The 12,273-nt window shown below is 49.4% G+C and carries 9 protein-coding genes; 2 read left to right on the top strand and 7 right to left on the bottom strand.

All coding sequences use genetic code 11. The features are described from left to right. Positions 1-112: 112 nt before the first annotated feature. The 6 genes from B5D63_RS26825 to B5D63_RS26800 form a co-directional block, all read right to left on the bottom strand. The gene (locus B5D63_RS26825; RefSeq protein WP_078671950.1) at positions 113-2,932 is read right to left on the bottom strand and encodes a PKD domain-containing protein; all 2,820 of its coding nucleotides are present in this window, start codon (positions 2,930-2,932) and stop codon (positions 113-115) included. Positions 2,933-3,245: 313 nt separating this feature from the next. Beyond that, positions 3,246-3,584, bottom strand: a complete 339-nt coding sequence (locus B5D63_RS26820) for a hypothetical protein (RefSeq protein ID WP_143313114.1) — start codon at positions 3,582-3,584, stop codon at positions 3,246-3,248. Between the two features lie 57 nt (positions 3,585-3,641). Further along, positions 3,642-4,178, bottom strand: coding sequence for a hypothetical protein (locus tag B5D63_RS26815; protein WP_078671948.1), 537 nt, complete (start codon positions 4,176-4,178; stop codon positions 3,642-3,644). Positions 4,179-4,210: 32 nt separating this feature from the next. After that, positions 4,211-4,609, bottom strand: coding sequence for a hypothetical protein (locus tag B5D63_RS26810; RefSeq protein WP_078671947.1), 399 nt, complete (start codon positions 4,607-4,609; stop codon positions 4,211-4,213). Between the two features lie 9 nt (positions 4,610-4,618). Then, positions 4,619-5,002, bottom strand: coding sequence for a hypothetical protein (locus tag B5D63_RS26805; RefSeq protein ID WP_143313113.1), 384 nt, complete (start codon positions 5,000-5,002; stop codon positions 4,619-4,621). Between the two features lie 73 nt (positions 5,003-5,075). After that, the gene (locus tag B5D63_RS26800) at positions 5,076-5,675 is read right to left on the bottom strand and encodes a TrmH family RNA methyltransferase (protein ID WP_078671945.1); all 600 of its coding nucleotides are present in this window, start codon (positions 5,673-5,675) and stop codon (positions 5,076-5,078) included. A gap of 130 nt (positions 5,676-5,805) precedes the next feature. On the opposite strand from B5D63_RS26800, the gene B5D63_RS26795 reads away from it, so the two are divergent. Both B5D63_RS26795 and B5D63_RS26790 read left to right on the top strand, forming a co-directional pair. Next, entirely contained in the window at positions 5,806-8,514 is a 2,709-nt protein-coding gene (locus B5D63_RS26795; protein WP_078671944.1) for an AsmA family protein, read from the top strand. A 170-nt stretch (positions 8,515-8,684) separates the two neighbouring features. Next, entirely contained in the window at positions 8,685-8,999 is a 315-nt protein-coding gene (locus B5D63_RS26790; protein ID WP_235021635.1) for an SdpI family protein, read from the top strand. Positions 9,000-9,063: 64 nt separating this feature from the next. Here B5D63_RS26790 and B5D63_RS26785 read toward each other — a convergent pair whose 3' ends face one another. Next, positions 9,064-12,246 carry an efflux RND transporter permease subunit gene (locus B5D63_RS26785; RefSeq protein WP_078671942.1) on the bottom strand — a complete coding sequence of 1,061 codons (3,183 nt, stop codon included), beginning with the start codon at positions 12,244-12,246 and terminating at the stop codon, positions 9,064-9,066. Positions 12,247-12,273: the final 27 nt, after the last annotated feature.

Raw genomic sequence — 12,273 nt, 5'->3', positions numbered from 1 at the left:
TCTTGCCGCATTCAAAGGTAGATATTTTTAGATGATAACAAAATCATTTTTCAGAAAACTATTCTATTTAATACACCTTGTCCGGCAAAAATCGCCGGACAAGGCGCTATTATCAGTTTACATATTCTTCGATAATAACAGCAGATGCAAGGCCTGCGTAAGAAGAGGCATCTTTTGCATAAAATGCGATATTGATCTTACCATCTGCGGGGATAACCAGGTTATCAAATACCGCAGCTTTACTACTGTTTTGCACAGCGTTGAACTCCACCACATTTCCGTCTATCCTGACCCTGTTGAGTCTTGGTGATGACACGGCGTTAGCCGTCAGTATGATCTTACAGTGTTTCCCTGGCGTAAGTCCGGTCACCTGTAGGTTATCCGTGGGTGTGAATGAAGCGGTGAAAATGACATTGGCCAGAGCTTGCGCCGGAACGATAAAACCACCGCCGTCGTCTGTTACATTCAGGTTGTCTTTGGCTGTTTCGTTGAGGTTATGCACATAGGCAGTCGTCGCGATGGTATTGATTCCAATGCCGGAAGGACTGGTACCGTTTAGCACGGTCAGGTGCGGATGACCGTTCACATTCACAAATCCCGGTACCGGTTTGCTACCGAGGCTGAAGTTAAAGCTGGCCGTTCTGCTGATGTTCGGATTGATCACTGTCACCTGTACTTCGCTGTAGGCAGTAGCGCCCTTGTCATCTGTCACGGTACATCTGAACATATAAGTACCACCTGTAAGCCCGGTAACAGTCGTCGTGGCAGCGTTAGGGGTAGTGATCTGCGCATTGGCGCCGGATGTCTTTGTCCAGGTGTAGCTGGCAATCGTTCCATCAGGATCACTGGCGGTCGCTGACAGAGTGAGTGTAGCCGGCAACGTGATAGTCTGGCTGTTGCCTGCGTTGACTACCGGTGGCTGGTTCACCGGTGCCTGGCCTGTTTTCTCCTCTACCGTTACTACCGCCGCGATACCAAACGGTGTAGAAGAGGTGGTGCTGGCAAACATGGCGATATTGATCTTACCGTCTGCCGGCACAGGGACATCGTCGAACAGGGCAGCTTTGCTGCTGTTGCCGGTAGCATTGTATTCCTTCACATCGCTGCCGATGGCGACTTTGGTATAGCGGGGAGACGAACTGGCATTACCGGTGACCAGTATCTTCGCCAGTTTGCCAGGTGTGAGCCCGGTGAGCTGCAGGTTATTCACCGCGGTATTGTTGGCCGTAAAGAAAGCGCTGGACAGGGTGGCCTGGTCTACAACGAAGCCGCCGCCATCATTCACGACGGTGAGGTTATCTACGGCCGACATGGTGCCATTGGGTGCCCAGGCCGTGGCAGCTACGGTGTTCAGGCCTATTCCGGAAACCGGGTCTGTCTGCGAGATAACACCCTGATGGGGATGACCATAGAGGTTAACATAGCCTGTCACTGCTTTCGGCGAAGGGCTGAAGTTGAATTTCGCCATACGATTGCCGGAGCCGCTGATCACCGTCACGTTTACCTCATCATAAGCCTGTGCGCCAGCGTTGTTGGTAACGGTACAACGGAACACGTAAGCGCCGGTTTCCAGGCCGGTAACCGTTGTCTGGGCGGCATTAGGCGAGGTAATAGCGGCAGCGCCGCCTGACTGCTTGGTCCATACATAGCCGGTAATATTACCCGAAGGGTCATTGGCCGTAGCAGAGAGGGACAGTGTTGCCGGTAACAGGATGGTTTGGTCCGGGCCAGCCTCCACAGAGGGGCCGCCTGTACCGCTGCCCAGTCCCTGTACAACGTTGCTCCACGAAGACCAGGTACCATCCCTGTTAAAATAGCGGATACGGTAAAAGTTGTTATCCAGCCCGATGTTTACGTAGTTAACATTCGGTGCGGTAAATACCTGTGACTCCGTAAAGGGAGCATTGAGAGACAGTGTCCGTTGTAATACATATTTCGAAATGGATGTATTGGAAGTAAAGTAGCCGGTCAATACATCCCGCAGGACGGCAAAAGCCACCGCTGCGCCCTGTGCATTGAGGTGAGCATGATCGCCGCGTTCCAGCAGTGGATTCAGCTGATATGGATTCGCCGGGTCTTCCAGCAGTTTATAAACGTAAGCGCAACGCGCGCCAAATTTCTTCTGCAGCAGGTTACTAAGGTCCAGTTGTTGTATACGTGCGGGCTGAGATGAAAAATCATGACGGGGAAAGCCACTGAAGAGCAACAGCGTGGCGCCTGCCTTGTCACAGGCATCTTCGATGGCAGCAATATTAGCCATTGTTTCAGTCAATGATGTTGCCCCACCATAAGGGCTGTTAGGGTCTGCGTCATTACTGGGCGTTACGAGGATGATAATTTTATTGCCATCCGCCAGCGCTTTGGTAATATTACGGCTGTTATCCACCCATTGATTGGCACCGTTAGGCATCATCTTGCGGGTATTATACCCGGGGTAGCTATAGTTGGTCACTGTACCACCGGTAGTTACAGCGGCAATGTAGCTGGTTAACCTGCCGGAGATAGCGTTGCCCGGGATATCGGTATAGTCGCCGGTTCCCTGACTGCCTCCCAGGATGCCTACGCGGGGCGCATTATACAGATCATCCGGCGTTTTCCACCATTTTAATTGTTGCTGGGAAGCATTCAGGGACCGTACAGACAACACCAGCGGAAATGGTTCTCCTGTACTCAGACCGACTTTAAAACGAACCGTGTCCTGTCCGGTGACGGCAAGCGCAGTATCTCCTAAATTCTCAAGTCTTATTTTTCTAAATTCCGTATATCCATTGCCGTTATTAAACAGTACACCAGGCACAGACCGGGTGCTATTTTGAATAAGCAATTCAGCATTGCGGACAGCGACGGTATCACGTTTCACCATCAGGCTCGACTGGCCTCTTACCTGGCACAGCGTCAGTAGGGCAAACAAACAGAGTATAACATATTTCATGGTACATGGATATTTACACCAGGCATTCACCCGTTGTCACTAACGGGATGAAACGACCGGTCAGACCGGCTTTCAGGCCAGGCACGACTAAATAACGATAACATTTAATTTCACAGACTAGCTATGATGAATACAGGATTACTGTACACATACAATTCAATTCATTTTGATTGGATTTCCTGCATAACGAACCTTCGCAAGAAGTTAACAATACATTATTCTGGTATAGGTAATTTATTAGGTTACAAATTCAAGGTCGCAATAAAGATACAATAATTTCCAGATTACAAAATATTTCCAAAAAAAATTTCTACTATTTATTGATGATGATATAGTCACCATCATCACTAGCTGTAAACCAAATCGGCTTTATCACCAGGCTGGCCGCCACTATCTTGTTATCATCCACAAATATCCTGGCATATACTTCCTGTCCACAACTGCTGCAATCATTTTCTGCAATACCTTCCACCAACACAATTTTCGCGGTAGTATCGCCTGTATCCATATAACCTGCCCATTCCACTGCATCAAACAGTCGATACTCCAGTTGCCTGCAGAGGCCATATTTAAACTGAATGACCCAGTCCTGGTTTGTTTTACAGGCAGGACAGGATAAATTATCTAACAACAACATGTTAAAAGCTCCCACTATGATTCATTTTTTAAGGTGGTGAAGGCCTACTTTATGACGGATACCAATCGCCTGCTATGTTGAAATAATCGCTCTAATCTCATCAAGCTGATTGGCAAAAAACTTCGTTTGTATATCATCCTCCATAATAATCACACTCCCATTTATTCTTGTAATCTCCACCGTACTTAAGCCCAATATTCTTAACATTCCTGCAAAACAAGTTACCCTGATATCAGCGTCTTCATCCCGACTGTAAAATGAATAAAAAAACTTCAAAAGCTCTACATCCGAAGTACCCATGTATGCCTGCGACAAACCGGACAAACTAAACATTCTTAAATCAAAATCGCTGTCGGGATCGTTAATATATCGAAGCGCAACTGACCTATACTTTTCATGTCGAATTTTCAATCCAAACAACAGTCCATAGATAGCGACGCGTCTTATCGCAGGGCGTCTATCATCCAAATAGGAAGCCAGGAATTTCTCTATAATGGATACATTTTTTATACGACCCATATAGTACAGATCGTACAGATAGCTATATAACTTTGTAGCATTGTTCTCTATATGACGAATCTCTTCCTGAACCAGCTTTTCCTCATTCATTTGTTACTTGCTTAAAACTATTAATCAACGCGCTAACGTTCCTTACCCATTTTTAACCACTTTTGCCAATATGCTTCCTGATCAGATACCGTTCCTATTCGTTCCAATTCATCTGTTGCTTTCAAAACATTAACGAGGTCCACCGCCTCTGCCACCTTACCCATAACTAGCTTGTAAGCTAAAAAACTCTCCATGAAGAATCCGGATGGATATACATCAATCCTTGCACCGTTGCATAGAAGCTTCACTCCCTGATCTTCCAGGTATAATAGTATCTTTTGTAATGCAAGGAACGGAAAGTGGTCTTCAGCGGTAAAATGAATACGGTCAGTCTCTAATACAAGGATTACTTTTCTGCCATTTCTTTCTGAGCGAATAGTGGCATCAAAAAAGACATTTCCATCAAAACACTTCAAATAATAAGTACTCATATTTTCTATTTAATCTACCGCAACAAAACACCGAATACGCCCATCCATCGATATATTATACCGTGAAAAAGCAATGGAATCAAAAGACCGTTTAATGCTCTTTCTCAAAATTAACACCATCGCTTCTTTCGGTTTATTCGCCCTCACCCAGGTATCTTCAAACATATCAGCCATCAATATTTTCATTCTATATTTTTCTTTCGATTTGAATAAGAATCCGATAACCCAGTTTTTCCCCATTGCAACTTTGCAGAGACTATCATAACGCTTTGCGGTACTGTCATACAGCGACTTCGTTACTTCTTCCTTTTCGGATGCACAAACAACTTCCCGCTGCTGACAGGACAACTGAAGCATCAAAACAAAGGCAATCAGGGCAAAATATTTCTTCACGGGAATAAAGGTTAACAACACTCATCAGGTACAGGTATTTGCCTAAAGATACATTAAAATAAAAAAGAGGGGTTTATTCCCCCTCCTCATGTATCGGATACCCCCACTGTTCCAACAGGGTATTGTATTGATCGGGGGGTAGGCCGGGCTTATCGTAATGACCTGCCAGTGTTTTCTGGCGCATGGCTTCATAGATACTCACGGCGCAGGCCACGGAGATATTCAGCGATTTTATAATCCCCATCTGCGGGATGATGAAGTTGCCGTCTGAGAGTGACCTGATTTTTTCACTGACGCCCATCTGTTCATTACCAAATACCAGCGCTACAGAGCCGGTGAAGTCGATATCATATAGGCTGATGGCATCTGCAGACAGATGCGTGGTAAAGATCTTGTCATATTTAGCCCGCAGTGCTGTCACACATTCCTCAACGTTGTCAAACTGATGGATCGTCAGCCACATAGCCGCGCTGCTGCTGCTTCTGTGTCCCCATTTTTTCTGGCGCGGGGCCATGGTGCTGATCACATATACATCCTGGATACCTACGGCATCGCAGGTACGTAATACGGCAGAAACGTTATGCGGGTCCTGCACATCTTCCAATACAACGGTTAAATTGGCCTGCCGCCTGTTCAGGGTGGTCAGTAGCCGCTCCTTCCTTTCTGGTGTCATACGTCTGATATTTTCACGAATACCGCAAAAATAGTAAAAATGGCAGGAAGCTGCCAGGTTCTCCCCCGAAGGCTTTGCTCCTTTCCCGGAAACAACTACCTTCACATTCATAAAATTCAAAAGATAACCTATGCTCAAAAAAATCCTGAAGATTGTAGCGGTTACACTGGTAGTACTTATGCTGGCGGCTATCGCCATTCCTTATTTCTTTAAGGATAAGATCATCGCCAAAGTAAAAACAGAGCTCAACAAACACCTGACAGCCAAGGTAGACTTTAAAGACGTGGATATCAGCCTGTTCCGGCATTTCCCACGGCTGGCCGTAGGGCTGGACGAGCTCCAGGTAACCGGTACCGGCGAATTTGAAGGAGATACCCTCGTGGCGGTAAAACAGATTGACGTAGCCCTCAACCTGATGAGCGTCATCAAAGGCGGTAAAATGGACATCTATAACGTGGCCCTTATCAACCCACGGATATACGCCGTTGTCCATAAAAACGGCGCCGCCAACTGGAACATTACCAAACCCGATACCACACAGGCCAACCCGGCGGACACCAGCAAAACCACCTTCGCCCTGAGCCTGCAGCAATATAAAATTGAAGATGCGCTGATCAACTACGACGATCAGCAAGGCAATATGCAGCTGATCGTCGATGGCCTCACCCACCAGGGAAAAGGCGATTTCACACAAGACCAGTTCACCCTGTCCACCAGCACCAGGGCAGACGGTATCACCTTCCGCTACGGCCCCATCCCCTACCTCTCCAGCGTAAAAACCAAGCTGGACGCCGATATTCAGATAGACAATACCACCAGCACGTACACATTGAAAGAAGGCAAAGCTGCGCTCAACAGCCTCGAAGTGGCCCTGCAGGGCTTCTTTAAACTGGTGAACGACTCCACCTATGGCATGGACCTGAGCTTTAAAGCCCCTTCTACCAACTTCAAGGATATATTATCCCTCGTTCCGGCCATCTACAAAGCTGATTTCGATAAAATTAAAACCAGCGGCAACGCTGCCTTCGGCGGATATGTAAAAGGCAACTACTCCCCGGTACAAATGCCGGCCTTCGGACTGGACCTGAACGTGAAAGACGGCTTCTTCCAATATCCTGACCTGCCCAAACCAGTGAAAAACATCCAGATCGCCATGAAAGTCAGCAACCCTGACGGCGTACCTGACCATACCGTCGTAGATATGCCTACCGCACACCTGGAAATGGACAACACGCCGCTGGACCTGCGCCTGCTGGTGAAAACACCGGTATCCGACATGTATGTGGACGGTGCCGCAAAAGGGAAAATAGACCTCTCCAAAGTCACCCAGTTCGTGAAACTGGAAGCAGGTACCACCCTCAACGGCCTCCTCGACGCAGACATCTCTGCCAAAGGCAATATGAGCGCCATCGAAAAACAACAATACGATCGTTTCTACGCCGCCGGCACCCTGCAACTCAGCAATATGCTGTACAAAAGCAAGGATTATCCCGATGGCGTCAACGTAAAAAATCTCTTCCTTCAGTTCAACCCCAAAAACGTGACCGTGAAAGACCTCAGCGGCCAATACCTGGGTAGCAACTTCGAAGCCAACGGAGAAGTGAATAACCTGCTCGCCTATACGTTTAAAAATGCGCCTCTCGACGGTAAGCTCAACTTTAAAGCCGACCAGGTAAATGTGAATAAATTCATGGGCGCCACCACCACCCCGGCAGACAGCAAAACAGCCGCTCCCGCTAAAGCTGACTCCGCTTCCCTGACACCGTTCGCCGTTCCGGGCAACCTCAACATCAGCCTGCAAACCGCCATCGGTAAAGTATTATATGACAAAGCAGTACTCGAAAATGTCACCGGCGCCCTGCTCGTGAAAGATGAAACCGTGACCATGCAACAGCTGAAAGCCAACGCCCTGCAAGGCACCATGGAAATCAACGGCAGCTACAGCACCAAAAACAGCAAAACAAACCCGGACATCAACATCGCTTACGATGTGCAGAACCTGGACGTACAACAAACTTTCAACACCTTCAATACCGTACAGAAACTGATGCCCATCGGTAAGTTCCTGTCAGGCAAAATCACGTCGCAGCTGAAGATGCACGGCAAACTGGGCAAAGACATGAGCCCGGAACTCAATACCCTCACCGGCGACGGTAACCTGCTGCTGATACAAGGCTTCCTGAAACAGTTCGCACCAGTGGACCAGCTGGCCAACACGCTCAATATCTCCCAGCTGAAAGACATCTCCCTGCGCGATATCAAAAACTATTTCGCCTTTGAAAATGGCCGCGTAAAAGTAAACCCGTTCAAAGTGACGGTCAACGGTGTCTCCATGAACATCGCCGGCTCCCACGGCTTCGACCAGTCGCTGGACTACACCCTGCAACTGGCCCTGCCCCGCAGCCTGATGGGCTCCGCCGGCAACAACCTGGTGAATAACCTCGTGTCGCAGGCACAGAACAAAGGCATCCCGGTTAATCTGGGCGATAGCGTACACCTGCAGGTACTCATGGCCGGCAATATCATGAAACCCTCTCTCAAAACAGACCTGAAAGAAAGCGCCAACAACCTGAAAAACCAGGCGACGGAACTGGTGAAAAATAAAATTGATACCGTGAAAAACGTGGTACGCGACTCTGTCAATCAGATCAAAAACAACGCTGTCAACGCACTGAAAAACGAGCTGAAGAACCAGTTGGGCGGTAAAAAAGATTCTGCTGCGCCAACCGGTGGCAAACCACTGGAAAATGTAGGCAAACAAGCCGGCGAGTCAGTGAAAAACACGCTCAACGGCCTGTTCGGCAAGAAAAAACCGGCAACCGATTCTACCAAACACTAATCACCTGAACCATGATCATAAAAAAGCTCCTGAACCTATCAGGAGCTTTTTTTATGTCCCCATTATTTTTTCGTAACTTATAGTAACCAAACCCCTCTCCCATGTTCATGAATTTCGTGCATTCCACGTATTGTAATGCAGCTATTTTCGCAGGGATAATCTTCGTCTTCATGGGGTATTTTATCCGGCGTTACCCACCTAAGAGCATCAGATCATGGTACGGCTATCGTAGTGCCCTCGCGTCCCGCAGCCCGGAAATGTGGAAGGCGGCCAACCAGCACGCCGCTTACATCTCCCGGCGCATCGGTATCATCCTGATCCCCACCGGCCTCGCCTGCGCCCTCTTCTTCGACAGCCAGACAGACTGGTTCTGGTACATCACCGTTGGCGCTGTTGTAGTAGGCGCCATGTACATGGTAGGTTATACCGAATGGCAGTTGCAACAGATAGAACCCGAATCCCCCGAAGACAATGATAATCTCTGATAATACCCATAAAAAAGCCCCCATTGATATAAAATCAATGAGGGCCATATGATGTACTTACTACTTACAGCTTGCCTTGTATGTCATGTTCGGGCACTGCCTGATAACTCTCTTTCATCTTCCGCAACTTCTCTTTACCATATGCCAGTCGCGTGATAACCACATACAGCACCGGTACGATGAAGATGGCCAGGAACGTTGCGGTGAACATACCACCCAGTACGGTCCAGCCCATGGTTTTACGGGCTTCGGCGCCGGCGCCGGACGATACTACCAGCGGCATGATGCCCAGCAGGAACGCCAGTGATGTCATGATGATCGGACGCAGACGCAGCTTGGCTGCTTCCACGGCGGCGGTCACCAGGTCCATCCCCCTATCCACACGTTCTTTGGCAAACTCCACGATCAGGATGGCATTTTTGGCCGACAGACCGATGAGCGTGATCAGACCGATCTGCGCATAAACGTTGTTACTCAGTTTAGGCAGGAACGAGAGGACCGTAATAGCCCCGAAAGCGCCGATAGGCACAGCCAGCAGTACGGAGAACGGTACAGACCAGCTTTCATACAGCGCCGCCAGAAACAGGAACACGAAGATGATGGATAACGCGAAGATATATACGGTTTTGGAACCGGATAATATCTCCTCACGGCTCAGGCCGGAGAACTCATATCCATAACCCTCCGGCAACACCTGTGCCGCTACTTCCTTCAGCGCATTGATAGCGTCGCCACTACTATAGCCGGGAGCAGGGTTACCGTTGATTTCCGCGGAGCGGAACAGGTTATAGTGGGAGATCACCGGCGCATTCTCAATCACTTTATAGGAAGTGAGCGCGCTTAGCGGCACCATGGTACCTGAACTATTGCGCACATAGAACTGACCGAGGTTTTTGATATCTCCGCGATAAGAGGAATCCGCCTGCGTTACCACACGGAAATTACGGCCGTAAACGGTGAAATCGTTGATATAGGCACTACCCATATAGGTCTGTAACGCGGTGGCAATGTCGGAAATTTTCACGCCCATTTTCTTGGCCTTTTCACGATCGATGTCCAGCTGGTAACCGGGAGTACGTGCCGTAAAGAAGGAGAAGGCGCGCGCTATCTCCGGGCGTTTATTGACCGCCGCAACAAACTGTTGCAATACGCCTTCAAAGGCTTTGATATCGCCGCTTCCACGCTGCTGCAATACAAAGGAGAAACCGGCAGTCTGGCCCAGACCGGGGATCGCCGGCGGCGGAATTACCACCACATTGGCCTCCTTGTACTTACTGAGTTTTTTCTGTACCGCTGCTACCATCCCGAAGATCTGGAGAGAATCGGCTTTACGCTCGCTCCATGGTTTCAGGGAACAGAAGATAGTGGCGCTGTTGGATTTGGTGGAGAAGTTCACCGCGTTCAGGCCGCCCAATGCCGCATAGTGGTTGATGCCCGGCGTTTCATCGAGGTCTTTCATCATCTGGCTCATCACGGCTACCGTACGCTCTGTGGAAGAGGATTCCGGCAGGTCGAAGGTAATGATCAGACGGCCCTCGTCTTCCGTGGGGATAAAGCCGGTCGGTTTGGCTTTAAACAACATCAACGTACCTACGAAGATGCACACCAGGATAACGAGCGCAAAACGCGCATACCGGATGCTCTTTTTCACCCCCATAGAATAACGGGAAGTGGTATGGCTAAACCAGCGGTTGAATTTATAGAAGAACTTGTTGAGACCTTTGGAGTCTTTATCCAGGTGCATAGGTTTCAGCAGTAGCATACACAGCGCCGGTGTGAGCGATAACGCCACGAAAGCGGAGATAAGTACGGAGATAGCGATAGTGATCGCAAACTGCTGGTACAACCGCCCTACTATACCGGGGATAAAGCCTACCGGCACGAATACCGCCGCCAGGATCAGCGCGATAGCGATCACCGGTCCGGAGATCTCCTTCATTGCCTGTATAGTAGCGTCTTTCGGCGACATCTTCTCGTGGTCGATATTATGCTGCACCGCTTCCACCACCACAATGGCGTCATCCACCACGATACCGATGGCCAGTACGAAACCGAACAGCGTCAGGGTATTGATGGTAAAGCCCAGCGGGATGAAGAAGATAAACGTCGCAATGATCGACACCGGGATCGCCAGGATCGGGATGAGGGTAGCCCTCCAGCTCTGCAGGAACAGGAACACCACGATCACGACCAGTATCAGGGCTTCTACGAGGGTGTGCAATACTTCTTCGATAGACACTTTCACCACAGACACTGACTCGAACGGCACTACGTACGCCACATCGTTGGGGAACTGTTTCTTCAGCTGCTCCATGGCCTCGGTCACGTTAGCTGCCGTTTCCAGCGCGTTACTGCCGGGCGCCTGGTACACCAGGAGGTAGGCGGCACGCTTACCATCTACATAGTTGTTACCGGCGTAGTTGAACTTGCCCAGCTGAATGCGGGCCACGTCTTTCAGATATACCAGGGAACCGTCGTTCGGGCGGGTTTTGACAATGATATTGCCAAATTCTTCCGGCGTAGTCAGACGGCCTTTGGTAAAGATATTGTACTCAAAAGTCTGCCCTGTCTGTTGCGGTGGCGCACCTACGGAGCCGGCGGTGATCTGCGCGTTCTGTTCGGCCAGTGCGGCGCGGATATCTTCGGCGGTAACGCCCATCTGCGCCAGCTTATCGGGCTTCAGCCAGATACGCATACTGAAATCGTCCGCACGGGTGAAGATATCGCCGACCCCTTTGGCGCGCAGCAACGCGTCTTTCACATACACGTTGGTGTAGTTGTCGAGGAAGGTAATATCGTGTGTGCCTTTGGGTGAGTACAGGGCTACCAGCATCAGGATGCTGGGGTTACGTTTTCTAACGGTAAGACCTAAACGCTGTACTTCCTGTGGCAGGGTAGGCTGTGCAATACCTACACGGTTCTGCACGTCCAGCGCTGCGATGTTGATATCGGTGCCAACTTCAAAGTTGACCGTCATGCTCATCTGGCCGCTGCTGGTATTGTTGGTGGAGATGTAGGTCATACCGGGGGTACCGTTTACCTGCACTTCCACGGGCGTGGCCACCGTTTGTTCAACCGTCTGCGCATCCGCGCCGGTATAGTTACCGGTTACCTGTACCGTAGGGGGCGAAATCTCAGGGTACTGCCCTACGGGCAGGTTCATCATCGCCAGTATCCCTACCAGCACGAGTACAATAGAGATCACTATTGCGGTCACCGGCCTTTTTATAAAAGTATCTGCAATCATGAGTTTCTGCTGTTGATTCTACTAATA

The organism is Chitinophaga eiseniae (assembly GCF_900167135.1).
Lineage (GTDB): Bacteria > Bacteroidota > Bacteroidia > Chitinophagales > Chitinophagaceae > Chitinophaga > Chitinophaga eiseniae.
The sequence above is the reverse complement of the archived record's forward strand: the minus strand, read 5'-3'. Positions and strand labels throughout refer to the sequence as shown.

Coding starts and splice junctions, on each gene's coding strand:
- B5D63_RS26795 (WP_078671944.1), top strand. CDS start 5,806: ATGCTCAAAAAAATCCTGAAGATTGTAGCGGTTACACTGGTAGTACTT.
- B5D63_RS26815 (WP_078671948.1), bottom strand. CDS start 4,178: ATGAATGAGGAAAAGCTGGTTCAGGAAGAGATTCGTCATATAGAGAAC.
- B5D63_RS26800 (WP_078671945.1), bottom strand. CDS start 5,675: ATGACACCAGAAAGGAAGGAGCGGCTACTGACCACCCTGAACAGGCGG.
- B5D63_RS26785 (WP_078671942.1), bottom strand. CDS start 12,246: ATGATTGCAGATACTTTTATAAAAAGGCCGGTGACCGCAATAGTGATC.
- B5D63_RS26790 (WP_235021635.1), top strand. CDS start 8,685: ATGGGGTATTTTATCCGGCGTTACCCACCTAAGAGCATCAGATCATGG.
- B5D63_RS26810 (WP_078671947.1), bottom strand. CDS start 4,609: ATGAGTACTTATTATTTGAAGTGTTTTGATGGAAATGTCTTTTTTGAT.
- B5D63_RS26825 (WP_078671950.1), bottom strand. CDS start 2,932: ATGAAATATGTTATACTCTGTTTGTTTGCCCTACTGACGCTGTGCCAG.